Source organism: Methylobacterium sp. WL9 (assembly GCF_008040035.1).
Taxonomy (GTDB): domain Bacteria; phylum Pseudomonadota; class Alphaproteobacteria; order Rhizobiales; family Beijerinckiaceae; genus Methylobacterium; species Methylobacterium thuringiense.
This window is the reverse complement of sequence record NZ_VRVE01000020.1, coordinates 26,119-49,205: the sequence shown is the minus strand read 5'-3', so window position 1 is coordinate 49,205 and position 23,087 is coordinate 26,119. Positions and strand designations below refer to the sequence as shown.

At 67.3% G+C, this 23,087-nt stretch carries 18 protein-coding genes and 1 tRNA gene; 8 read left to right on the top strand and 11 right to left on the bottom strand.

All coding sequences use genetic code 11. The features are described from left to right. Positions 1-180 precede the first annotated feature (180 nt). Positions 181-5,022, bottom strand: a complete 4,842-nt coding sequence (locus FV217_RS09200) for an NAD-glutamate dehydrogenase (protein ID WP_147816891.1) — start codon at positions 5,020-5,022, stop codon at positions 181-183. A 151-nt stretch (positions 5,023-5,173) separates the two neighbouring features. Here FV217_RS09200 and FV217_RS09195 point away from each other — a divergent pair. Further along, a tRNA-Arg gene (locus tag FV217_RS09195) sits at positions 5,174-5,250 on the top strand. Here the strand turns inward: FV217_RS09195 and FV217_RS09190 are convergent. Continuing rightward, on the bottom strand, positions 5,221-7,008 hold the full coding sequence (locus tag FV217_RS09190; RefSeq protein ID WP_246682746.1) for a recombinase family protein: 1,788 nt from the start codon (positions 7,006-7,008) through the stop codon (positions 5,221-5,223). The genes FV217_RS09195 and FV217_RS09190 overlap by 30 nt on opposite strands. 854 nt (positions 7,009-7,862) lie before the next feature. Then, positions 7,863-8,237 carry a hypothetical protein gene (locus tag FV217_RS09180; RefSeq protein WP_147816889.1) on the bottom strand — a complete coding sequence of 125 codons (375 nt, stop codon included), beginning with the start codon at positions 8,235-8,237 and terminating at the stop codon, positions 7,863-7,865. Between the two features lie 535 nt (positions 8,238-8,772). On the opposite strand from FV217_RS09180, the gene FV217_RS09175 reads away from it, so the two are divergent. After that, complete coding sequence (locus tag FV217_RS09175; protein WP_147816888.1) at positions 8,773-9,714, top strand: hypothetical protein; 942 nt, start codon at positions 8,773-8,775, stop codon at positions 9,712-9,714. Positions 9,715-10,206: 492 nt separating this feature from the next. On the opposite strand, the gene FV217_RS09170 is transcribed toward FV217_RS09175, so the two are convergent. Together FV217_RS09170 and FV217_RS09165 are read right to left on the bottom strand one after the other, a co-directional pair. Further along, a complete protein-coding gene (locus FV217_RS09170; RefSeq protein ID WP_147816887.1) occupies positions 10,207-11,646 on the bottom strand; it encodes a YncE family protein in 1,440 nt (479 codons plus the stop codon). A gap of 40 nt (positions 11,647-11,686) precedes the next feature. Then, positions 11,687-12,097 carry a DUF305 domain-containing protein gene (locus FV217_RS09165; RefSeq protein ID WP_147816886.1) on the bottom strand — a complete coding sequence of 137 codons (411 nt, stop codon included), beginning with the start codon at positions 12,095-12,097 and terminating at the stop codon, positions 11,687-11,689. Positions 12,098-12,280: 183 nt separating this feature from the next. Here FV217_RS09165 and FV217_RS09160 point away from each other — a divergent pair, with 183 nt between their 5' ends. From FV217_RS09160 to FV217_RS09145, 4 genes are read left to right on the top strand one after another with little or no spacing between them, the layout of a single operon-like run. Next, positions 12,281-12,790 (top strand): sigma-70 family RNA polymerase sigma factor, encoded by a 510-nt coding sequence (locus FV217_RS09160; protein ID WP_147816885.1) that lies wholly within the window; start codon positions 12,281-12,283, stop codon positions 12,788-12,790. Then, the gene (locus tag FV217_RS09155) at positions 12,787-13,611 is read left to right on the top strand and encodes an anti-sigma factor (protein ID WP_147816884.1); all 825 of its coding nucleotides are present in this window, start codon (positions 12,787-12,789) and stop codon (positions 13,609-13,611) included. The genes FV217_RS09160 and FV217_RS09155 overlap by 4 nt, the downstream gene beginning before the upstream one ends. Continuing rightward, entirely contained in the window at positions 13,608-14,495 is an 888-nt protein-coding gene (locus FV217_RS09150; RefSeq protein ID WP_147816883.1) for a LysR family transcriptional regulator, read from the top strand. The genes FV217_RS09155 and FV217_RS09150 overlap by 4 nt, the downstream gene beginning before the upstream one ends. Beyond that, complete coding sequence (locus tag FV217_RS09145) at positions 14,492-14,851, top strand: DUF202 domain-containing protein (protein WP_147816882.1); 360 nt, start codon at positions 14,492-14,494, stop codon at positions 14,849-14,851. Before FV217_RS09150 ends, FV217_RS09145 begins: the two co-directional genes overlap by 4 nt. A gap of 16 nt (positions 14,852-14,867) precedes the next feature. Here the strand turns inward: FV217_RS09145 and FV217_RS09140 are convergent, their stop codons facing one another. From FV217_RS09140 to FV217_RS09125, 5 genes are all read right to left on the bottom strand, one after another. Further along, positions 14,868-15,953: a molybdopterin-dependent oxidoreductase gene (locus FV217_RS09140; RefSeq protein WP_147816881.1), complete on the bottom strand. Its 1,086-nt coding sequence runs from the start codon at positions 15,951-15,953 to the stop codon at positions 14,868-14,870. A 97-nt stretch (positions 15,954-16,050) separates the two neighbouring features. Further along, positions 16,051-16,389 carry a cytochrome c gene (locus FV217_RS09135; protein WP_147816880.1) on the bottom strand — a complete coding sequence of 113 codons (339 nt, stop codon included), beginning with the start codon at positions 16,387-16,389 and terminating at the stop codon, positions 16,051-16,053. 11 nt (positions 16,390-16,400) lie between these two features. Then, positions 16,401-17,624, bottom strand: a complete 1,224-nt coding sequence (locus tag FV217_RS09130) for a molybdopterin-dependent oxidoreductase (RefSeq protein ID WP_147816879.1) — start codon at positions 17,622-17,624, stop codon at positions 16,401-16,403. 274 nt (positions 17,625-17,898) lie between these two features. Beyond that, entirely contained in the window at positions 17,899-18,033 is a 135-nt protein-coding gene (locus FV217_RS23660; RefSeq protein ID WP_281407161.1) for a hypothetical protein, read from the bottom strand. Positions 18,034-18,109: 76 nt separating this feature from the next. Next, positions 18,110-18,343, bottom strand: coding sequence for a hypothetical protein (locus FV217_RS09125; RefSeq protein ID WP_147816878.1), 234 nt, complete (start codon positions 18,341-18,343; stop codon positions 18,110-18,112). 214 nt (positions 18,344-18,557) lie between these two features. Here FV217_RS09125 and FV217_RS09120 point away from each other — a divergent pair, with 214 nt between their 5' ends. Next, positions 18,558-19,709, top strand: coding sequence for a TDT family transporter (locus FV217_RS09120; protein ID WP_147816877.1), 1,152 nt, complete (start codon positions 18,558-18,560; stop codon positions 19,707-19,709). A 25-nt stretch (positions 19,710-19,734) separates the two neighbouring features. Here FV217_RS09120 and FV217_RS09115 read toward each other — a convergent pair whose 3' ends face one another. Beyond that, positions 19,735-20,823, bottom strand: coding sequence for a putative sulfate exporter family transporter (locus tag FV217_RS09115; protein WP_246682745.1), 1,089 nt, complete (start codon positions 20,821-20,823; stop codon positions 19,735-19,737). Between the two features lie 639 nt (positions 20,824-21,462). Here FV217_RS09115 and FV217_RS09110 point away from each other — a divergent pair. Beyond that, on the top strand, positions 21,463-23,067 hold the full coding sequence (locus FV217_RS09110; RefSeq protein ID WP_187272498.1) for a DUF3987 domain-containing protein: 1,605 nt from the start codon (positions 21,463-21,465) through the stop codon (positions 23,065-23,067). Positions 23,068-23,087 lie beyond the last annotated feature (20 nt).

Sequence of the window (23,087 nt, the reverse complement as noted above, 5' to 3'; positions counted from 1 at the left end):
GCCCGGCAAGGCCGGCCCTGCCGGGCCGCGCGGGCCTGCCGGCTCTGCCGGTGCCACCGCGCCGCCGAAAACGCCGGCCCGCGCCCCGAAGGCCGAGTCGGAGACCGGCTCACGCAGTTCGCGCCGCCCCCCGCCCGAGCCGGATCCCGACCCGGATATCGTGCGGTAGCGCAGCCACCGTCACGGGCGGCGGGCGAGATCCGCGAGCAGGCTCGAGGCCACCACCGCCTTCGACACGGTCAGGCCCGACGACGCGATGGCGTCGATCGCGCCGCGGATCCGGGTCAGCGCAGGTCCACGGGAGGCGACCCAGGCGTCCAGGGCCTCCGGGCCGGAGCCGATGCCGCCCATGACCTCGGCCGTCAGGCTGCGATGGGCTGTGGAGATGCCGGCGACGGCACGCTCCAGGGCGACACGGTCGAAGGTGTCGGCGACAGGAACCCGCCGGGTCTCGGCGACGAGGGCGTCGAGGCGGAAGGCGTGCTCGATGGCGAAATGCGTGGCCGCGATCTCCGGCACCGAATGGCCGTCGGTCTCGGCCACCCGCACGATGTCGGGGGCCGAGATCAGCGCCTTGAGCGAGGCCAGCCGGCGCGCCGGTTCCTCGTCCATGCCGCGGGCGACGAGGTCGGCGCGCTTCGCCTCGATCTCCTGCGCGGCGTCCGCATCGATCACGCGGGGCAGGGCTTCCAGCACGGCGCTGACGCCCTCGCGGTAGCGCGCGACGATCGGCGAGAGGCCGCCCGAGAGATCGAGGTTGCGGATGAACCAGGTGATGCGATTGGCGAGCAGATCCTGCACCTCGGCGTAGAGGCCGAGCTGGTCCTGGCCGGGGAGGGCGCCGCAGAGCCGGTCGATGGCGAGGTTCAACTCCAGCAGTCCGAAGGCGTCACGGGTGACGGCGTAGGCTTTGGCGATGGTGGCGGCGTCCGCGCCGGTCTCGTCGATCAGCCGGGTGACGAGGGCCGGGCCGCCGCGGTTGACGATGATGTTGGCGAGCGCCGTCGAGACGATCTCGCGGCGCAGGCGGTGGCCTCTCACCGCGTCGGGGAACTGCGCCTTGAGCGCGGCGGGGAAGTAGCGCTGCAGTTCGCGGTCGAAATACGGGTCGTCGGGCACCGCGCTCTCGAGGATCGCGTCGTGCAGCGCGAGCTTGGCGTAGGCCAGCAGCACCGCATATTCCGGCCGGGTCAGACCCTCGCCGCGGCGCAGGCGGTCGTTAAGCGTGGCGTCGTCGGGCAAGTACTCCACGGCCCGGTCGAGCCGGCCGTCAGCCTCCAGCGCCTGCATCACCCGCATGGAGAAGCCGGTCTCGCCGGCCCCCCTGCGCAGCGCCAGGGAAAGGGCGAGCGTCTGGAGCTGATTGTTGCGCAACACCAGCGCGGCGACGTCGTCGGTCATCGCGACCAGCAACGCATTGCGTGCGTCCGGCCCGAGGCGGCCGTCGCGCTCGGGCGTCATCAGCGCGATCTTGATGTTCACCTCGACGTCGGAGGTGTTGACGCCGGCGGAGTTGTCGATGGCGTCGGTGTTCAGCCGCACGCCGGCCCGCGCCGCCTCGATGCGACCGCGCTGGGTCAGGCCGAGATTGGCGCCTTCGCCGACCACCTTGGCGCGCAGCATGGTGCCGGCGATGCGCACCGCATCGTTGGCCTTGTCGCCGGCCTCTTCCTCGGTCTCGGTCCCGGCGCGGACATAGGTACCGATGCCGCCGAGCCAGAGGAGGTCGACGGGCGCCTTGAGGATCGCCTGGATCACCTCGGCCGGGGCGGCTTCCACCCTGTCGAAGCCGAGGACATCCCGGATCTCGGGCGAGAGCGCGATGCTTTTCGCGGATCGCGAAAACACGCCGCCGCCGGCCGAGATAAGAGACTTGTCGTAATCCGCCCAGGACGAGCGGGGCAGAGCGAACAGGCGCTTGCGCTCGGCATGGCTCAGGGCGGCGTCGGGGGTCGGATCGAGGAAGATGTCGCGGTGATCGAAGGCGGCGACGAGTCTGAGGCTCGTCGAGAGCAGCATGCCGTTGCCGAAGACGTCACCCGACATGTCGCCGACGCCGACGACGCTCACCGGGTCGCGTTGCACGTCGACGTCGATCTCCTGGAAGTGGCGCTTCACCGCCTCCCAGGCGCCACGGGCGGTGATGCCCATGACCTTGTGGTCGTAGCCCTGACTGCCGCCCGAGGCGAAGGCGTCGCCGAGCCAGTGGCCGCGCTGCTGCGACAGGGCGTTGGCGATGTCGGAGAACGTGGCGGTGCCCTTGTCGGCCGCCACCACGAGATAGGCGTCGTCGCCGTCGTGACGCACGGTGTCGGCCGGGGGCACGATGCCGCCTTCGACGATGTTGTCGGTGAGTTCGAGCAGCGTGCGGATGAAGATGCGGTAGCTCTCGGTGCCCTCGACGAGCCAGGCGGCACGGTCCGAGGCCGGCGGAAGCTGCTTCGGGAAGAAGCCGCCCTTGGCGCCGACGGGCACGATCACCGCGTTCTTGACCTGCTGCGCCTTCACCAGGCCGAGGATTTCCGTCCGAAAGTCCTCGGGCCGGTCCGACCAGCGCAGGCCGCCGCGGGCGACGTAGCCGAAGCGCAGATGCACGCCCTCGACGCGGGGCGAATACACGAAGATCTCGAAGAACGGCCGCGGCAGCGGCATCGCCGTGACCTTGGCGCAGGCGAACTTGAATGAAATCGTCTCGCGCAGACCGCCCGCAACAGTCCGCTGATAGAAGTTGGTGCGGACGGCCGCCTCGATCAGGTTGACGAACCGGCGCAGGATGCGGTCGTCGTCGAGACTGGTGACGTCGGCCAGCCCCGCCTCGATCTCTTCGCGGATCGTACTTTGCGCCGCCTCGCGGTCGCCTTCGACGGCGGGGTCGAAGCGGGCACGGAACAGCGCGACGATCTTCGCGGACAAGGCCGCGTGCCGGCTCAGCGTCGCGGCGAGATAGTCCTGCCCGTAGCGGATGCGGAGCTGGCGCAGGTAGTGCCCGAGCGCCCGCATCAGCGCGGCCTCGCGCCAATCGAGCCCCGCTTCGAGCACGAGGCGATTGTAGCCGTCGGATTCCGCCCGGCGCTCCGAGAGGGCGAGCAGCGCGGCCTCCAGCGGCTTCTCCAGCCGTTCGAGGTCGACCGCCGCGCCGCTGGCGCGCTCCAGCAGCATGTCGTGCAGCCAGACCCGGATCTGCCCGTCAGGCAGCAGCACCCGATAGGTGCGCTCGTCGATCACGCGGAAGCCGAGATGTTCCAGCGCCGGCACCCGGTCGGACAACGGCAGCGCCGCTCCGCGCGAAAACACCTTCAACCTGACCTGGGAGGCCGGATCGGTGTCGCGCCGGCCGAGTTCGGCCGCGCGGGGATCGGCCTCCGAGAGCCGCTCCAGCACCGCGACGTCTGCGACGGCGACGCGCGGATCGAAGTTTTCGCGGTAGCCGACGGAGAAGGCCTCGGTGTAGCGGCCGGCCAGCGAACGGGCGCCGGGATCCGGCATCGCCTCCGCCAGGGCCTCGCGCAGTCCGTCGCCCCAGGTCCGGACGATGGCCGAGATGCCCTCTTCGAGGGTCGCGGATTCTCGGTCCTGCGTAATCTTCTCGACGAGGCCGACGATGACGTGGATGCGCGCCAGCGGCCCCTCGGAAAATTCTGGATAGGAGGCCGACAGCCGCCCGCCGAAGCTGTCCGCGAGGTAGGCGCCGATGCGGGCGCGCACGCCGGCGTCGTACCGGTCCTTCGGCACGTAGACGAGCAGCGACACGAACCGCCCGAACCGGTCGGGCCGCGACAGCACGCGCACACGCGGCCGGTCGGCGAGGTTCAGGATCGCCAGGGCGAAGCGGTGCAGCCGCTCTCCATCGATCTGGAACAGGTCGTCGCGCGGATAGGTCTCCAGTACGTCGATCAGGGTGCGGCCGGCATGGCTGGTGGGATCGAGCCCGGCGCGGGCGGCGACCTCCGCCACCTTGCGGCGCAGATAGGGGATCGTCCGGGCAGGGCTGCTGTAGGCGCTGGCGGCAAACAGGCCGACGATGCGCAGTTCACCAACAGGCTCGCCGTGATCGGCGAAAAGCTTCACCGCGATGTAATCGAGATGGACCGCCCGATGCACCCGCGAGCGGCGGCTCGCCTTGGTGACGATGATCGCCTGCGGCTCGTCGAGGAAGGCGGCAATCTCGGGCGTCATATCGACGAAGCTGCGCCCGAGGCGCAGGACCTGCACCTCCGGATCGCGCAGCAGGCCGAGTGCGGTGCCGGCGAAATCCGGCGCGCTTGCGCCGTCGAGGACATGTGCGCGCATGCCGAGCGGCGTGAAGTGCCCGTCGCGCAGCCAGTCGAGAAAGGCGGCCGCCTCGCGCACCTCGCCCTCGGGCAGCTGCGGTTGCACATCGCGAAATCCGTCGAGCAGCCGGTCGAGCAGGCCGAGCATGGTGCCGTGATCGTCCGTCACCACCGCCACGTCGGCGTAGACGCGGTCGAGATCTGCGGTGAGGCGCGTTCGGGCCTCGGCATCGTCGAGCCGATCGAGGTGGATGTGGATGAAGCTTTCGCGAGCCCCATCGCCCTGCGCCTCGGCCGTCGTCTCGCCGACGACCCGGAGGAGGGCGCCGCCGGCATCGCGCTCGACCCCGAGGATCGGGTGCGCCACGAGCAGCGGCATGAATCCCTGGCCGTTGAGCTCGGCCAGCGTCGAATCGAGCAGGAAGGCGCGGTTGTCGTTGACGACTTCGAGCACGGTGAGGTCCCGCGCCCGGCCATCCCGCTCCACCGTCACGTCGACGAGCCGCGCATCGGCCGCGGCGCCCGGCCGGCGAGGAGCGGCAAGATGTTCGTGGGCAGCGGCTGCCAGCGCACCGAGCGCCTCGGCCGAGTAGCGCACGAGATCCTCGGCCGGCACGCGCCCGAACAGGTCGCGCACGAGGCCTCCGGCTTCCGGATCCCGACCGGCGAGCGCTGCCGCGCTCGCGATCAGCGCCTCGCGCGCCGCGATATCCTCAGCGGAGGTGAGCACCGCTGCCGCGTCCAGGGTCATTTCGCAGGTCCTCGCCGACTCGCGCACGAACGTCGGCGCGTCCCGCCACCCGATCAACAGGATGCGACGCCCCGACGACAGCGTACCGCAGGAGCTTCGCGCGACGCCGTTGCACCCGCCGACGGCTTGGGCTACTCAACGCACACGGTCAGCACCCGTAGCTCAGCTGGATAGAGCGTTGCCCTCCGAAGGCAAAGGTCACACGTTCGAATCGTGTCGGGTGCGCCACTTCCGTACAGAACTGCGAACACCCGGCGCTGCCGATGATCCGGCGCTGATGACCGCTGTTTCCAGGCTAGCTTTGTCGCCGACGATACGGATGACGTCGGTGCCCACCTCGACGCGTTCGACGATCGCTTGAAGCCACGCTTTGCGGAACGGGATGTCGCCCGCGGTGACGTTTGCGCGCATCAGTTGGCCAAAACGCTCAATCAGCTCGGACGCGATCTCCGCCGGTGGACGTTCCGCGACCTGGATGCGGTCGAGTGCGGCCTTCGCCTGATCGCGCTCCTGTTTCAGGGTAGCCAGCCGGTCCTTCAGAATCTCGTCGAGGTCGGTCATCCCCTCTTCGACCATCTGGTACAACCGCTTCAGCTTCGCTTCCGCCGTCGTGACCTCCGCGCGCAGTGTGGCGACACGTCCATCGACCTGTGCGGTTTTCTCGTGCCGCATCGTCCACAACGAAGCCAGTGTCGCCCTTAGCCGGTCGGGCTGCAGCAATTCGGTGACGAGATGATCCGTCACCAGCGTGTCGAGCTTGTCCATGGGAATTGTCCGACCGGTGCAACCGGTCTTCCCGATCCGAGCGTTCGTCGAACAGTTGTAATATTTGTGCACGCGCCCGGATTTCGACGTGCCGGTGCGCAGGGTCATCGGACCGTTGCAGACGGTGCAAGTCGCCAAACCGGTTAGTAGGATCGGACCCGTGACGACCCGGGCCGGCATCGCTCGCGGGTTATGGGCCTTGAGAGTGGCCTGCACCGCTTCGAATTCCGTCGTTTCGATGATCGCGGGCACGCTGATCGGGATATGTTCGGTCACCGGTTTCTGGGTCAGCGTCTTCGAACAGCGCTTGTTGAAGCCCCACTCCCCGACGTAGGTGCGGTTTGTGAGGATGCCGTGGATCGTGGCCACGCCGAAGCGCGCACCCAGCCTGGTGCGGAAGCCGCGTTCGTTCAGGTGACAGGTGATCGACTTGATGCCCAATGGGCCGGTTTTGCCGTCACCGTGCCGGTACAGGCGGAAGATGAGCTTCACCGTTTCGGCCTCGACCGGATCGACGGCGAGGCGTTTCTTGACACGGACGCCACGCTTCTCAACCTCATCGAGCCCGTAGCCGAGCGGCAACGGCGCGCCGTTGTAAAAGCCCTGACGCGCGTTCTCCTTCATCGCCCGCAGGACGTGTTTGGCATTCTCCTTCGATTGATATTCGTCGAACAGAGCGATGACTTGACGCATCATCACCTGGGCGGGGTCGTCACCGATCTCCTGCGTGACTGAGATGAGCCGCACCCCGGCTTTGCCGAGTTTGCGTAGGTAGAGTTCCAGCGCGAAGCTATCGCGGAAGAACCGGCTGAAGCTGTGAACAGCGATGGCGTCGTAGGGGTGATCGTCGTCGGTCGCGCGTTCGATCATCTTCTGGAACTCGGGCCGGTTATCGTCTGTGCCAGAGGCCCCCGGCTCGACGAACTCACCGACCAGTGACCAGCCCTTGCTCGCACAGAAGGCCTGGACCTGCCGGCGCTGATCGGGGATCGACAGATCGCCTTCAGCCTGCCGACCGGTCGAGACGCGGAGGTATCCGCACGTGCGCATCGGACCGTCGGTCGGCGTTAGAGGGCGCACCTTGCGGGTGGGACGGCTCATCGATCGCCTTTCCAGATCCTGGCAGGAGACGTCAGCGACGGCGAAGGCCGAGGAGAGCAAGCCATCGGCAGCGATCGGCGCGCTGTTCGCGACGCGTGATCCTTCACGCGTGGAAGGCATCGGCTTTTGACCCGCATCATAACGTCATCGCGCGCAGAAGGTCGTCGAGTGCGGAGCCGAGGTAGGTCTCCAGAACCTCGAGTTCGGCTCGGCCGACCGGCACGGGTCGGGGTAGGTCGTCGACGACATCCGTAACGCCGGTCGTCTGGGATATCGTGCTTGTGCGGGGTGCACGCAGCGATATCCCAGTTAAACGTTGGGCGCAGCTCTCCTCCGCCCGGGCCAGCTTGGCGACGGGACGCGGACGCTTGGTCTGCTTGGCGCCGGTTACCGCGCCCGATCGTCCTGCCGGCTTCGATGCGCACGAAGCGCAAGCCGCCGGTGGAGCTGAAGTCTCGTACGCCACGCATCACGTGAGGTCCCGCGTTGACCGGCGGCCTACGCATCCGGGGCTGGCCGCCGGCCAGCGCGGGAAGGTTTGCCTCACCTTCCCCGGCGCGACACGCCGGTGTGGCGGACTGAATGTCGAGCTGCCCTCGACGATGTCCTGCGAACCGATGTGCAAGACGAGGATCACCGCATCTCGACGTGGACGCAAGGCCTTTGGATGACCTTGAACCAGCTCGGCGATGCCGGCCGAGACAGACGTGAGGGTGGCTAGAATGCCTGTAACCTCGCTCGATGGTGAGAAACGGATTGCCCATTTTCGTCGGCGGCGTGTGCAGGATCCTGGCGATGTTGCCAAGGCAACCGGACATCCCAGTCGGTCTCTAGGATGTCATCTTAGATATCGCTCCAACGATCCGATGCGGCCAATCGAGGGGACCTCGGATCGTTGTCTGCAGGCCTCGCCGCCGTCAGTATGGCTACGACGGACGGGTCAAAACCGCATGCCGCATCCACGCTGCCGGGGATCAGACGGCTCGCGGCTTCAATCGGGCAACGAACATGAGGCGACCCGTGACCCGGCGCCAGCTTTTTCGTGTCCAAGCCGTAAAGCTCACGAGAAGTGCGCGGAAGCGAAAGACGAGAGCTGCCACTGTGACGGCGCGAACGGCGGCAGAAGGGACGGCCGCGTAGATGCCGGGCGCGACGCGAGCGCTGCTCAGGCGTCGATCAGCCTGCTCGATCAGCGCCTCGGGACAGAGCCCTGGAGGCGCCAGCGCCACGCCGATAAGCATGGCGCGGCCCGTTCGTGCCGAGATCTCCCATCGATGCAGATCGGGCGCCCTCGTTGCGCTGATGTGGATTTGGCCGCTCCCGTCAAGGATGGTCGTGACGAACTTCATCGCAACCTCCCTCAGAGCTGGCAGGCTCCTGGCGACCGGAGTACGGTCCACACGGACGGCATGGGGAATTGCGGCCGGGTTGACGCAAGACGTGCGTCGACAAATGGTCGTGGGAACCATGGTGATCACCTCTGATGCAGGTGGTTGCTGTGGCCAGGCCGCCCCGTGTTTCCAGCACGGGTGACAACCGCTCTTGTCGAGGGCGGACATCTTGGACCTGCCCCGGCCGTGTCTGCCGGGAATCAAAACGTTGCCTCAGCTGCACCGCGAGTGCAGGTGGCGGATGACGGCAAAGTAGACGTGGCGGCCGGAAGATAGCTTGGGCCTGTGGGCCAGCGGCTTGATGCCCGTCACCGGTCCAGCCGGCAGAGGCCGCTGACTTTCTGATTGGCATCGCTCGGAAGCCCCAACCGCTTTGATCATGGGATCGCTGCACTGGCGGACTTCGGCTTGTGTCAGCTTACCCGGACGGGGATCCAAACTTGGCCGTGGATACTTTCATCGCCCCGGCGACAATGGGTGGTGGAGGTGACCCATGTCGACACAGTTTCTTCACATCAGCTTATACGGACCCCAGCCCCGCAAGGGCGAGCCGGCCTGGGCCTCAATCGGCGGCATCGTGCAAGAAGGTGCGCGTGCACCTGGCGCTGCCCGCCACGTTCCTTATCCGGCGGCCCCGACCATTCTTTATGGCGTCACGCCGATCGAGGTCGGTCGCATTGCCCTGGAACGAGCCGGGCTGGCTCGCGACACCCGCGGCAGGCGACTGCGCTGCGATGGCGCCGTTCTTGTCGCAGCGGTGCTGTCCTATCCAGTCCGGCGCGACCTCGTGGAAGATCGCGATGCGCCCGATGCCTCCGACCTCTACAGCGCTTGGCGCGCCGAGGCGGTGGCCTGGTGCCAGTCCCAGTTTGGCGATGCGCTCCTCAGTGTGGTCGAGCATGCGGACGAAGACTATCCGCATCTGCATGCCTACGCTGTCCCGGCCCTCGGTCTCGGCGATCGGCTGCAGCTGGAGGCGATCCATCCGGGCCGGGCCGCACTCAAGAAGGCGGAAGACGCGGGCGCGGACAAAAAAACACAGCGCGCGGCGTATCTCGGCGCAATGCGTGCCACTCAGGATGACTACCACACTACGGTCGGCGCCAAGTTCGGGCATGCCCGGGTCGGACCGAAGCGGGCGCGCCTGGCGAGAACCGAACATCTCGTGCTGCGCGATGCCCAGCAAGGGCAGGCGCGGTTGGAGCAGGAATACGAAGCCGCCCAAGCGCACTTGTATCACACTATGGCGACCGAGCTGACGCAGCGCTTTGCGACCGAGTTGGCGGAGGCGAGACAGCAGACACAAGCAATCGCGCAAGCCCATGACCAGGATCAGCGGCGGATCGCAGCACTTCTTGCCGAGTGCGCACGTTTGCGCGACGTCGTGCAGAGCCTCGAACCCGATCTTGAACCCAGCGGCGGTTATAGCCGGTAGGGATGGTTGCGAACGGGAGATTAGCCGTGCGTCGAGTGGATTGAGACCATGTCCCAAAGCTATCGACAGAGCCAACCCGGCGAGGCTGATGTCTGAAACTCGAACAACCAGCTCGTGTAAAGGTCCGGGTCGAATGGAAAGCTGCCTTTCGGCAGCCGCACGCTAAATGACGGCTTTGCGTCAATAGCGGAAGTTGGGCGCCCGCCAGGAAGCGGACGTTCCGCATTCGACCCGACCCAGTCATTTTGGGTCCTCAGCGCAATGCCCGAAAGCAGACGTCGGGCGCAAAACTATTGTATGACTGATGATGGCCGAAAGCGGAATGACCGCTTTCGAGTGGAAAGTATTACAAACCGGACATTGGCATTTGGCCGGCATCGACCCGACGTCGCCGTTCAGCCGTTTTTCATGTCTGCCGGTACGCGGACGTCGGGCAAGCGCCGCAAAGACAATTTTTGGATTTTCACCTTGCCGCCCGGCGCCGCCGCCCGCTTAGTCCTTGGTCTGCACCTGCACGACGCCGCCGAGTTCGCCGGGCTTGCCTGCGGCCACCACCAAGTAGCGGCGGCCCGTGCCGGCATCGGTGCGGGTCACCTGACGGATCGGGCCGATGGCGTTGACGATGGCAGCGCCGGCCGGATTGGTCATGAAGGCGGCCAGCGGCTCGATCATGCCCGCACCCTTCGGATCGTCGGACAGCGCGAGCACGAACGGCATTTTCGCCGGGAGACCGGTGACGGCGGCCTGGAGGGTCTGAAGAACGCCCTGGTCGAACAGGGTGATCTGCGTCGCCGGCTTTCCGTCGGTGCCGCTCAGCGTCAGCGCGCTGGTCTTGCCCGCGGCGCCGAGAGGCTGGAGATTCTGCCGGCCGTCGCCCTCCGGCACGGCGTTCGGCACATAGGCAACGCCCTGGGGCCCCTGTCCAATCGGCACCTCGGCGACGACAGTGTTGGTAGCGGTGTCGATCACTGCGGCCTTGTCGGCATTCTCAAGGCCGACATAGACGCGGCTGCCATCGCCCGAGGGCCATAGTCCGTGAGGCAGGGCGCCGGTCGGGATGGTCGCCATCTGCGAGAAGTCATCGGTGCGGAACACCTTGACCAGGTTCAGGCCGCCGATGGTGACGTAAGCGAACTGGCCGGCCTTGGTGCGCACGATGTTGACATGGTTGGTGATCGGCCCGGTCTCGATGGTCTTCAGGGCCTTGAACGGCGGTTTAGCCTCGAACACCTGCGTGCGGCCGACATCCTTGAGGGTGAACCAGACCTGCTCGCCATCCGGCGTCGCGGCAATGTCGGGGCAGAACGGGCTCTCCTGCTTCACGCGGCTGATGATGGCGTGGGTCTTGGTATCGATCACCACCGTCTCGGGGCTGAAGCTGGAGCAGACGTAGCCGTATTGTCCGTCCGGCGAGAAGATCGTCATGCCCGGCCCGTTCGGAACCGCGATGCGGCCGGTCTCCTTGCCGGTGCTGGCATCGAGCACCGCGAGATAGTCCTCGCCGCGCACGCTGACCCAGACCTCCTTGCCGTCCGGCGTGAAGAAAGCCTCGTGTGGCGAGCGGCCGACATAGCTGGTGTGGCGCACGGTGTTCGTCGCCGTGTCGATGAAGCTTACCGAGTTCGAGCCGATCGAGACCGCGACCAGGGTCTTGCGGTCGGGCGAGAAGCCCATGCCGTGGACGAGCAGCTGGCCCTTGTAGAGCGGGCTCAGGTTCATCGGCGTCGGATCGCCGAGCTTGATCACACCGAGGAGGGAGTTCGCGGCCGGGTCGATCACCGAGACCGTGTTGGAGAACTGGTCGGAGGTGTAGAACCGGTCCTTCGCGCTGACCGGGACGTCCGGTGCCGAGGCCGGTCCCGGAGCCTGGCCGGCGATCGCCGTCCCTGCGAGCAGAAGCATCGTCAGGGTAGGCAGCAAGATCTGTCTCATCACAATTGCGTCCTCGTGGAATGGGCGGGTAGGCCGCCGGTCAGTGGTGATGGCTGTGGGCGGCCGACGGCGCGGCGCCGGGCGTGGCGGGCGGCCTCTCGGCGAGCGCCCGGCGCATCACCTCGATCTCCTGCTGCTGCTCGACGATGATCCCCTGCGCGAGCCGGCGCAGGACCGGGTCGTTGCCATAGGCGAGTTCGGCCTTGGCCATGTCGACCGCGCCCTGGTGGTGCGGGATCATCATCGCCGCGAAGTCGCGGTCGGGATCGGTGGAGGGCGGCACCGCCATCTCGGCATGCATCCGTTCCATGGACTCGCGCAGCAGCGCGTCAAAGCCGGCCTTGTCGGCCATCGGTGCCGGCTCGGCCCGGCTCGGGCGCATCATCGATCCGCCGACGAGCCCCGTCGCGATCAAGGCGATGGTCGCCAGGGATGCCAGTGCTCCACGCATGATCGCTCCAAACCTCGGGTGATGGTCTTCGAGAGGAGAGATGCCGCTCGCGACCTTTCATTCCGTGGGCTTGCAAAAAAATCCGGCCCCGCGTCCGTGATCGCGAATTTGGATCGTGCGAGGGAATAGATGCGCGGCGCCGGCATCTCTCTCGTCACAGGAGCCGTCGCGAAGGGAGAGCGCTTGGACGAGATCGCCGCGTTGATCGAGCCGCAGATTCCGGGCTTGCGGCGCTACGCCCATGCCTTGTTGCGCGAGCGCGAGGCCGCCGACGACCTGGTTCAGGACACCCTGGAGCGGGCACTCGCCGGCTGGTCGCAACGTCGGCGCGACGGCGACCTACGGGCCTGGCTGTTCACGATCCAGCGCAACCTGTTTCTCGCTGGCCTGCGCAGGACCAAGCGCGCCGCGCCGCGGGCTGGGCCGGACCTGTTGGACCAGGTGCCGGACACGAGCGCCGATCCGGCTTCGGGCCTCGGGCTGCGCGACATCCTGGCCGGGCTCGACACCCTGCCCGAGGAGCAGCGCTCTGTCCTGCTTCTCGTCGCGGTGGAGGATCTGTCCTATGCCGAGGCGGCCAGCGTGCTCGGGGTGCCAGTTGGAACGATCATGTCGCGCCTGAGCCGGGCGCGGGAGCGGATGCGCGGCTTCCTCGAGACCGGCCGGACCGGCTTTCTGCGGAGGGTAAAATGAGCGGGCCCGATCCGCGGCCGGTGGGCGAGGACGATCTGCATGCGTTCGTCGACGGCCGGCTGGATACGCCGCGCCGTGCGATGGTCGAGGCCTGGCTCGCCGAGCATCCCGAGGCTGCCGGCCGGATCGCCGCCGACCGGGCGATGCGCGAGCAATTGCGCGCCCGGCTCGCGCCGGTCGCCGACGAGCCGATCCCGGCCCGCTTGCGCGTTGCCAACCTGACGCGGCCGAACGCCTTCCCTGTCGCGCGCTGGCGTCCGTTCGCAGCGGCGGCGCTGGTTTTTCTGACCCTCGGAGCCGGCGCCGGCTGGATCGGGCGCGGTCTCGTCCAGCCCTCCGTGACGACCCTGCTGGCCTCCGAGCCGGCGACGCAGGATGCGGTGGCGGCCTTCAGGACCTTCGTCTCGGAGACCGTCCATCCCGTCGAGGTTCGCGCCAACGAGATGCCGCATCTGGTGCAATGGCTCACGCAGCGCCTCGGCCGCCCCCTCGTGGCACCGGACCTGCGCAGGCTCGGCTTCCGCCTGATGGGTGGTCGCCTGTTGCCGGCTGGCTCGGAGCCGGCGGCGCTGCTGATGTACGACGACGACAAGGGCACCCGGCTGACGCTCTACAGTCGTGCTGGCACCGACGCGGGCCGCACGATTTTCCGCTTCGCCCGTGAGGGTGACGTCGCCGCCTTCTCCTGGATCGATGCGGGCATGGCCTATGTCGTCACGGCGCGGACGCCGGAGGCGCGCCTGCTCGGCGTCGCCGAGGCTGTGGATGCACAAGTGCGCGGGCTCGCGCCCGCCCGCCCCGCCGGAACGGCGGCGCCATGACCCTCGACCAACTCCGCATCTTCGTCGCCGTGGCCGAGCGCGAGCACGTCACGCGGGCGGCCGAGGCACTGAACCTGGTGCAGTCCGCCGTCAGCACGGCGATCGGCAACATCGAGGGGCGGCACGCGACGAAGCTGTTCCACCGGGTCGGGCGCGGCATCGAGCTGACCGAGGCCGGCCGCGTCTTCCTGATCGAGGCTAGGGCCGTGCTGGCGCGGGCCGAAGCCGCCGAACTGGTGCTGGCCGATCTGAGCGGCCTGCGCCGCGGGACGCTGTCGCTGTTCGCTAGCCAGACCACCGCCAGCGACTGGCTGCCCCGGCACCTCGTCGCCTTCCGCCGGGCCCATCCGGAGATCGTGGTTCGTCTATCGGTGGGCAACACCGCCGAGGCGGCCCATGCCGTACGCGAGGGCATCGCCGAACTCGGCTTCGTCGAGGGCGGCGTCGAGGATCCCACGCTGGCGAGCACCACTGTCGCCAAGGACCAGCTCGTCCTCGTGGTCGCGCCGGATCATCCCTTCGCAGCCGCCGGGGCGCTCTCGCCCGAGGATCTGGCGGAGGCCGAGTGGGTTCTGCGAGAGGCGGGGTCTGGAACGCGCTCGGTCTTCGAGGATGCACTCGCCGCAGTCGGAGTCGCACCGGCCCGGCTGAAGGTGATGCTCGAACTGCCCTCCAACGAGGCCGTCCGCGCGGCGGTCGAGGCCGGAGGTGGTGCCGCCATGCTGTCGCAGACCGTGGTCGCCGCATCTCTGCGGGCGGGAACCCTGGTCGAGGCTGCATTCGCGCTGCCGACGCGGCCGTTCCGGGTGCTACGTCACAAGGAGCGCTATCGCAGCCGGGTCGCCGACGCGCTCCTCGATCTCATTGGGATGCCGCCCCGATGAGCGACATCGCGCCCGACGATCCGCGCGTGAAGCTCGCCGAGGACCGGACGGTGCTCGCCGCCGAGCGGACCTTCGCGGCATGGTTGAGGACCGGGCTCGCCTTCCTCGGCGGCGGCCTCGCCGCGCAGCGCTTCCTGCGGGAGGTGCTGGCGGTCTGGCCGCTGAAGGTACTTTCGCTGACGCTGATCGTTTGCGCACTGGCCTCGTTCGCTGGGGCGGCCTGGCGCGACCGGGCCATCCGCACGCGCCTCGCCCAGGCCGAGATCCCGATGATGCCGCGTGTCCTGACCGTCGGCATCGCCATCCTGCTGATCGCGATCTCGGGCTTCGCCGCGACCGCTCTGCTCTGGACCTGAGGGCTGGGGCTGGGGCTCAGGCGACGGTGACCCGCACCCGGTGCCAAGCCGCGCTGAGATAGCCTTTGTAGTTCCAGGTATCGTCGGGAGCGGCCGGCTGGGTCTGGCCTGCGGAATCCCATGCGCGTACTGCGAGTTCTTGCTCGCCCACGCCGAGATCGAGGTCGATCTCCCAGAAGGTCCAGGCGTAGGGGGCGCGCCTGTCGTGCTCGATCCGGGCCTGGGCCCAGCTGCGGCCGCCATCGGGCGAGACGTCGACCCGGGCGACGGCGCGGTCGCTGGCGATGGCATAGCCGCGGATCGAGTGCCGACCGGCTTTCAGGGCTGCGCCGAGGGCGGGCTCGCAGATCGCGCTGTTGAGCGGCATCGCCTCGATGGTGTGGCCAGCGGCCGGGTCGGCGGTCTCGGCCGTCACGTCGGGCGGAAACAGCTTGTAGTCGTCGGCCTGCATCGGGTTGTCGGAGGGCCGGTCCTGCACCGTGATGCGGGCGAGCCATTTCGGGCTGCGGATGCCGGCAAAGCCCGGCACCACCACGCGCAAGGGGTGACCGTGCTCGGGGGCGAGCGCCTCGCCGTTCATCGCGAAGGCAAGCAGCGTCTCGGGTGCCAGCGCCTTGGCCAACGGGATCGAGGCGCCGAAGCGTGTGTCCGATTCCGCGATCCGGTCGTGGCTCTCGAAGGCGACATGACGCTCTTCGCCAGCCTCGCATCCGGCGGCCTGCAACACGTCGGCGAGCCGCACCCCGGTCCATTCCGCATTGCCGATGGCGCCGGGCGCCCACGGGTCGCCGGAAACCGGGGCCACAGCCAGCATGTCGGCCCGGCGGTTGCCCGCGCATTGCATCACCGCCGTGACGGTGACGGGCGCGAAGCGTTCCTTGAGATCCGCCAGCGAGAGTTCGAGCGGCGTGGCGACCATCCCGTCGACGGTCAACCGGTAGTCGTCGGCGTCGATGTCCGGGATGTTGCCGTGGCTGCGGACGTAGAAGTCGGCCTGGTCGGTGAGGAAGGCCGCCCGCAGGCGATCGAGCGGCGGCTCGGCGTTGTAGGGCGCCTCGCCGTGGACGATGAGGCGGTCCTTGCGCTGGAACAGGCCGAGCATGGGGTCTTTGTCCTGCGTTTGTGACGTAGCGACATCGAGAACGCACCGGAAGCCGAGAAGGCACCCGGCCCGGTTGATCCCCCGACAGGATCCGGCCTCAAGGCGTGGGCTTCAACGCCGTGAGGTAGTCGACGATGGTCTGCACGTCGGCCTGATCGATCGGCGCCTTGTAGACGTGGACCATCTTGTTCACGGTCTCGGTCCATTGCGTTTTCGAGAGCTTGGGCTGGGTCAAAACCATCCCGGCCGAGTGACAGGCGAGGCAGTTGTTGTTGACCGCCTCCACCCCCGGCCCGTCGGGGAAGATCCGGTCGGAGGTCGGCATCTCGATGGATTGCGAGGTAAAGCGCATCGGCTCGGGAGCCGGCGCTGCGAGCGCCATCAGAGGAGACAGAATGAGCGTGGCGATCAGGGCCGCAGGGCGGATAAGGGTCATGGCTGTTCTCCTCAAGCGGCCTGGAAGGACACGGCCTCGATGCCGTTCTGCATAAAGCCGGCCGCGTTCCAGACCCGGTCCATGCCCTGCGCGACGCCGTTGGTGTTGGTGCAGCGGACCCTAACCGTGTGGGTGCCGGCGGCCAGCGCCGGCAGGCTGCCGTCGAAGCGGCGGAAGCTGTAGGGGCCCTCGTCCGTGCCGAGCTGCGCCGGGAACCACGTCGCCCCGCCGTCTCCGGAGAACTCGACCGCCTTCACCCCGCAATCGCCGCCGAAGGCGATGCCGCGCAACGCCACCGGCGTTCCGGCCGCCACCTTGCCGCCGTCCTGAAGGTTGGTGACGAAGGAGCGCGGCACCATCCTGTTGATCGGCACCGTCTTGAAGCCGGTCTGACCTGGCTTGATGTTGGCGCCCGGCACGTCCGGGATGCGGTAGGCGGTCTTCATCCAGTATTGGTCGTCTGGCTTGTCCAGCACCTCGATGTCGGAGAGCATCTTGACCCAGTAGGTCGAGTACCAGCCCGGCACCACGAGGCGGAGCGGGAAGCCGTTGAGCAGCGGCAGCTGCTCGCCGTTCATGGCGTAGGCGATCATCACCTCACCATTGTTGGCGTGGTCGAGATCGAGCGACTTCTTGAAGTCGGGTGCGTCGTCGACTACCGGCGCGTCGAGGCCGTCGAAGCGCACCTGCACGGCGCCGGCCTTGATGCCGGCTTTTGCGAGCACGTCCTTGAGGCGCACGCCCGTCCATCTGGCGTTGCCCATCGAGCCGTTGGCCCATTGCGCTCCGGGCACCCGCGGCTCGAACAACCCACGGGAATTCCCCGAGCACTGGTTCACCGCAGCGATCTCGAAGCGCGGCAGGCTGGCGATGGCGTCGAGCGAGAGCGAGAGCTCCTTCTCGACATGCCCGTGGACCTTGAGACGGAAGGCGTCGGCATCGACCTCGGTCGGGATCGAGGCCCAGTGCCAGCGCACATAGAAGCGGTCGTTGGGGGTGAACACGCCCTCGTCGAACACCGAGAACGGCGTCTCCAGCAGCGGCGGATGGGTGCGCTGGAGGATCATCTCGCCCTTGCCCGGAAAAGCGGTGGTCAGCGCCCGCTCGTCCGGGCCGCCGGGCAGCGGAAGCTTCACCGAGCCCGCGGCCCAGGCTGGCATCGCGGCGCCGAGGCTGCCGAGCCCGAGCCCACCCAGGACGAGGCGGCGGTTCATCGGTTCGTGCAGGTGGCGCATGGTGTCTCCCTAAAATCGTCTGTTGGGCCACATCGGCCGGTCGTTGGGGTTCGGCCTCGCCGTCGGCGGATGAATTTGCGTCAGGCACGATGGTTCGGTTTCGCCATCGCAAATTCGAATCGTCGGTCCCGGACATCACGGCGAGGAGGCGTCTTCCTCAGGACGAGATACTACGGTGAGACGATTATTCCATCCAACGACAGCTGAAGATCACAACGATCTACGATATAGATCATCGGGAGATTTTCGATCTCCATCGATGATCCGCGACCGGTCAAATGATCGCCAGCCAGGCGGTGCCGATGGCGGCAATGGTCAGCGCGACCGTCCAGAACAGGACCCAGCGCATATGGCCGCTGGTCTCGCCCTGCCGGGCCTCGTCGATGGTCTCGATGGTGGGTCGGGTCATGATCGATCTCCTGTCGAGCGGGTGGTTCATGCCTCTCGTGCCACCGGACATGTGGCCGGCGGCTGGGGTGGCGCTCTCAGCGGCCGATCAGCTGGCGCGCCGGGCCACCGGTTTCCTGGCCGCGGCCGCGGGCGTAGGCCGGGAGCGCCGGGTTCTTGGCGTTGGCGCCATCGGTGTCGCCGTAGACCAGTGCGGATGGGCTGCTGATGGAGCGGGCCTGCGGAGCGCGGAGACCCTGGGCCTGGGAGAGGCCCGTCATGCCGACAAGGGCGGAAGCGGCAAGAGCGAGAGCAGCGATGGTACGGGTCATGATCTATCCTTCTGGTGGGGTCGTCACGTCAGTTCGTGATGACGAGAAGGTAGCGGCCGGCAACCATTCATTCCAATAGTTTGATTAGCTTATTCTAATCGTTTCTTTCGATGTTTTGTCGTGGCGTTCGAGCCGCTGTCCATCGCGACGACGCGCGATGCGGCGTTGTGCTAGAGCCCGTCCTACCTCTCCTCGAAGCCCGGAAGCGCGCCCCGTGTCCGAGTCCAGTCTGCTAGCAGTCAGCACCGGCCTGAAGCCGCTCTCGCGCCTTCAGCATCCGCGCGACGTGATCCGGCAGTTCACGCCGAACTGGTTCACGGTGGTGATGGGCACCGGTGTGGTCGCCCTGGCCCTCGACCGTCTGCCCGCGACGCATGCCCTGTTGGCCCCGGTCCCGCTCGGTCTCTGGCTCGGCTCCGTCGTTCTCTTCGCCGCGTTCTGTCTGCTGTACGGCGCGCGCTGGATCTTCTTCTTCGACGGCGCCCGGCGGATCTTCGGGCACTCGACGGTGTCGATGTTCTTCGGGGCGATCCCGATGGCGCTGGCGACGCTGCTGAACGGACTGCTGATCTTCGGGCCGCCCTACCTCGGCGCCGAGACCATCCGCATTGCCCTGCCGCTGTGGTGGTTCGACGTGGCGCTCGCCCTGATCTGTGCCGTGGCGATCCCCTACCTGATGTTCACTCGCCAGGAGCACCGCATCGACCAGATGACGGCCGTCTGGCTGCTGCCGGTGGTGACCGCCGAGGTCGTGGCCGTCTCCGGTGGCCTGCTCGCGCCGGCCCTGAGCGGCGAGAGCCAGCAACTCGCCGTCATCGTCACGAGCTTCGTGCTCTGGGGCGTCTCGGTGCCGCTCGCGCTGAGCATCCTGGCGATCCTGGTGCTGCGCATGGCGCTCCACAACCTGCCGCCGCGAGAGATGGCCGCATCGAGCTGGCTCTCCCTCGGTCCGCTCGGAACCGGGGCGCTCGGCCTGCTCGTGCTGGGGCAGGCCGGTGGCCCGATCCTCGCGGCGGGCGGTTTTGCCGGTGCGCCCGAGATCCTCCGGATCACGGGCCTGATCGGCGCGCTGATCCTCTGGGGCTACGGTGCCTGGTGGTTCCTGCTCTCGCTCGCCGTCACCGTGCGCTACCTACGCGCCGGCGTTCCGTTCAACCTCGGCTGGTGGGGCTACATTTTCCCCCTCGGGGTCTATGCCCTGGCGACCCTGCGGATCGGCGAAGTGACGGAGTTGAGCGGCTTCGCCTGGCTCGGAGCGGGCCTCGTCGGCTTGCTGACCCTGCTCTGGCTGGTCGTGTCCGTGCGCACCTTGCGCGGGGCCTATCGCGGTGAGCTCTTCGTCTCGCCCTGCCTTGCCGGGGCCTGATCCGGCTTCGCCCTAGCCGATAGGTTCAGGCGAGGCCGAGCACGCGGATCAGGCCGAGGCTGACAGCGCCAAGGGCGAGGAGCGAGGCGACCACCGCCAGGGTCACACGGGCACCGGCCTTGGCGACGCTGCGCACGTCGACCCCCAGGCCGAGCGCGGCCATCGAGACGATGGTGAGGAGGTTGGCCGTCTGCGAGATCGGCTTGAGAGCGACGGCCGGGATCAGTCCGGCCGAGCGCAGGCCGGCGACCGCCAGGAAGGCCAGGATGAACCATGGCACGAGCCGGTGGATCGCGAGACGGCCGGCGGCCGGCCGGTCGCCAGCCGTGACGCGAGGTGCGGCCGCGTCCGTCTCCTCGCGCAGCCGGCTCGCGCTGAGGGAGAGCGCCAGCACCACCGGGCCGAGCATCAGCACGCGTACCAGCTTGACCAGCGTCCCGACCTGGACGCTGAGCGCCGCGACCGGCGCGGTGGCGGCAAGCACCTGGGGAACCGCATAGACGGTGAGTCCGGCGAGCACCCCGTACTGCATCGGCGAGAGACCGAGCAGCGGAACCAGCAGGGGTAGACCGAGAACGACGAGCACGCCCAACACCGCCGTGAAGGCGATGGACGAAGCGACGTCCGCGCCATCGGCGCCGATCACCGGCGCAGTCGCCGCGATGGCCGAATTCCCGCAGATCGAGTTGCCGCATGCGACGAGGATCGCCATGCGCGGATGCAGCCCGAGCGCCCGGCCGATGCCGTAGCTCGACAGGATCGCGACCACGACGACGCCGGCGATGCCGAAGAGCAGGCCCGGACCGGCGGCGAGGATCGTCGCGAGGCTGAGCGACGTCCCCAACAGCACGACAGCGATCTCCAGAACGGTCTTCGCCCCGAAGGCGATGCCGGGGAAGAACCGCTGCGACGGAGTCCAGGCGGTGCGGATCGCGCTCCCGAGCAGGATCGCCAGCACCAGGGCTTCGAGCCAGGCACGGCCGAAGGCTTCTTCTTCCGCCGCCTCCAGCGCCAGGGCTATGGCGGTCACCGCGATGCAGAGCGCAAGGCCCGGCAGAATGGCGCGAGCTCCCGCGGAGATCATTGCGAAGCGGGTTGGCGGGGCGGTGATCATCGGTCGACTCCAGAACTCAGGAGCCACTCTTTCCTATCGGCGTAGTTCGATCCAATAGAACGATATGAATGTTGTCATCGATCATATCGATGAAACGCAGCTGCCTTCGGCAGGCGTCAGCGCATTGCGGGGGCGAGAGCGACGAGCGCGGCGACCAGGATGGTGCCCAGAACGATCCAGATCGCACTCATGGTGCCGCTAGACACGCCGATCGCATCCAGAGCCTGAAACCGGACGTTCCGAGGGTCCTAGAAGGGTCAACAGCGTGGCTTGGAGGTGCGCGGATCGAACGTCCGAGAGGGGCAGAAAGCAGCAGCTTGGACAGGCGAGTCGGTCGAATTCAGATTCTGGGCGACTAAATCGAATATCCCACATCGTATGGCTATCAATGAGCGGGGGATAGGCGATCTTCAATGCATCGGCCGAGTTTGTTGCGGTTCGCGTGACGACGCGACCCGCGGTTCTTTCCGCGCAGGTGCTTCCATGAACTATGATCCTACTAAGACAACACCACCAACACAATCAACTCCGCTCCCTGAGTTGAGGGACGGTCTGCTCGGTTCAACGGCGTCGGTTCCGTCCTTTGATCACCGTGGGACAGAACCTCAAATCATCGAGGCTGCGGCTGATGCGAACGCCGTGATCGAAACGAACGAACCTGCCGACCTTCAACAGCAGCCAGTCGTTTTAAAAACGGGTCGGGTCGCAGCCGATCAACCAGGCAGGCGCGGTCTCGAAGCCAAAGCCGCGACAACGGCAGCGCTTGCGGATGAACCGGATGAGCGGCCCGCTGGCGCTCCCGATCTGACTTTGTTGTTTCCGTCGCTGCTGCCCGTGCCGCCGTTTCCGCTCGACGCCCTGCCTCCGGGCCTGCGGAAAACGATCGACCAACTACTGAAGGTCCGCCTGACCGATCCGGCTTTCGTCGCCACCGCAGCCTTCGCCACGATTGCCGGCGCCCTGGGAACGGCCGTCTACCTGCAGGTCAGTCCGGCCGAGCAAGAGCCCTGCAGCATCTATGGAATCAACATCGGCGCGACCCACACCGGCAAGACCGTCGCTTACGATTTCACAGCTGGCGAACTTGAACGGTTAGACATGGAGACTGCACTCCAATCGCGGGTCCCGGCAGGACGTCAACGCATCGCAAAAGTTGTCGAACAGGAACGAGATCGGCGCCTGCGCCAGGCGATCCGTCAAGGCATCAAGGTGGGAGAGGCAGACTTTGCCGTCTTCGAGGAGGAGCCGCCCGCAGCGCCGGCCGGACTGCATACGACGAATGACGCGACGTATGCTGGCTTGCTCGATATACTGGAGCAGCAACCGCGTGGCATCTTGTTGACGCATCAGGAAGTGCGTTCGCTGGTGCGCGGAACGATGCTGCGCTCACCGGCAGGACGCGCGATCCTTCTTCAGGGATATGATGGTGGTCCCTACCGTCGTAGCTTGCATAAGCATCCGACGCTCATTCCGGCGCTGCAGTTTTCCTTGTGCGGGGCGACACAACCTAGCCGCGTCGTCGAAGTTCTCGACAGCGATGGGGACGGCTTCGCGTCACGCTGTCTTCTAGCCTATCCCGATATTCAGTACCGGGCGGATCTGCCAGACCGTCCGAACGCGAAGCCTATCGGGTTCGGTCCCCTTCTGCGTCGGCTCTCGGCATTGCCGGCCGGCGCGACGACCTTCGGCGGTCAAGCCGTCCAACTCGAAGTTCATGGCTGGCACAAGCTGAAGTCGGCTAACCGGCCATGGTCGAAGCTTGCTGCCGACTTGTCGGGTGACGCGCTGGTCTCGGCCTTTGCGCGAGCCCGCTCCCACGCGCTCCGGATCGCCCTGGTGATCGAGATCGCCGAACACGGTCTTGCAGGCAAAAGCGGCTTGCCCCGCTACGTCACCGAAGAGACCATGCGCGTGGCCATCCACCTGGTAAACACCTTCTACCTACCCAGCGCAGAACGCGCGCTTTCCCACATGCGGGGCGTTGGCGATACCGATGCGTTTCTACGGCGGATCGCACGCTGGATCGCGCAAAACGTCGACGCGCGTGGGCAATTCAACGTCCGCGTGCTCCGGATGCTGCCACGAAGCCCTACACGCGATGCGGCGATCTGGGAGCCGATCATCGATCGACTGCTCCAAGCTCGGTGCATCACGACGCTGCAGGGGAACGGAAAAGCCGGGCGACCGCGTGGCGACTTCATCGCGGACGCGGCTTTTGTTGCAGCCGCGCTCACATTGGCTTGAGAACGCGTGCCGGGGCGTCC

Excerpts from the sequence above, each read along its gene's own strand:
- FV217_RS09150 (WP_147816883.1), top strand. The coding sequence starts at position 13,608 with ATGACCCTCGACCAACTCCGCATCTTCGTCGCCGTGGCCGAGCGCGAG.
- FV217_RS09115 (WP_246682745.1), bottom strand. The coding sequence starts at position 20,823 with ATGATCACCGCCCCGCCAACCCGCTTCGCAATGATCTCCGCGGGAGCT.
- FV217_RS09170 (WP_147816887.1), bottom strand. The coding sequence starts at position 11,646 with ATGAGACAGATCTTGCTGCCTACCCTGACGATGCTTCTGCTCGCAGGG.
- FV217_RS09190 (WP_246682746.1), bottom strand. The coding sequence starts at position 7,008 with ATGCCTTCCACGCGTGAAGGATCACGCGTCGCGAACAGCGCGCCGATC.
- FV217_RS09145 (WP_147816882.1), top strand. The coding sequence starts at position 14,492 with ATGAGCGACATCGCGCCCGACGATCCGCGCGTGAAGCTCGCCGAGGAC.
- FV217_RS23660 (WP_281407161.1), bottom strand. The coding sequence starts at position 18,033 with ATGACCCGACCCACCATCGAGACCATCGACGAGGCCCGGCAGGGCGAG.
- FV217_RS09200 (WP_147816891.1), bottom strand. The coding sequence starts at position 5,022 with ATGACCCTGGACGCGGCAGCGGTGCTCACCTCCGCTGAGGATATCGCG.
- FV217_RS09125 (WP_147816878.1), bottom strand. The coding sequence starts at position 18,343 with ATGACCCGTACCATCGCTGCTCTCGCTCTTGCCGCTTCCGCCCTTGTC.
- FV217_RS09130 (WP_147816879.1), bottom strand. The coding sequence starts at position 17,624 with ATGCGCCACCTGCACGAACCGATGAACCGCCGCCTCGTCCTGGGTGGG.
- FV217_RS09155 (WP_147816884.1), top strand. The coding sequence starts at position 12,787 with ATGAGCGGGCCCGATCCGCGGCCGGTGGGCGAGGACGATCTGCATGCG.
- FV217_RS09135 (WP_147816880.1), bottom strand. The coding sequence starts at position 16,389 with ATGACCCTTATCCGCCCTGCGGCCCTGATCGCCACGCTCATTCTGTCT.
- FV217_RS09140 (WP_147816881.1), bottom strand. The coding sequence starts at position 15,953 with ATGCTCGGCCTGTTCCAGCGCAAGGACCGCCTCATCGTCCACGGCGAG.
- FV217_RS09165 (WP_147816886.1), bottom strand. The coding sequence starts at position 12,097 with ATGCGTGGAGCACTGGCATCCCTGGCGACCATCGCCTTGATCGCGACG.
- FV217_RS09180 (WP_147816889.1), bottom strand. The coding sequence starts at position 8,237 with ATGAAGTTCGTCACGACCATCCTTGACGGGAGCGGCCAAATCCACATC.
- FV217_RS09175 (WP_147816888.1), top strand. The coding sequence starts at position 8,773 with ATGTCGACACAGTTTCTTCACATCAGCTTATACGGACCCCAGCCCCGC.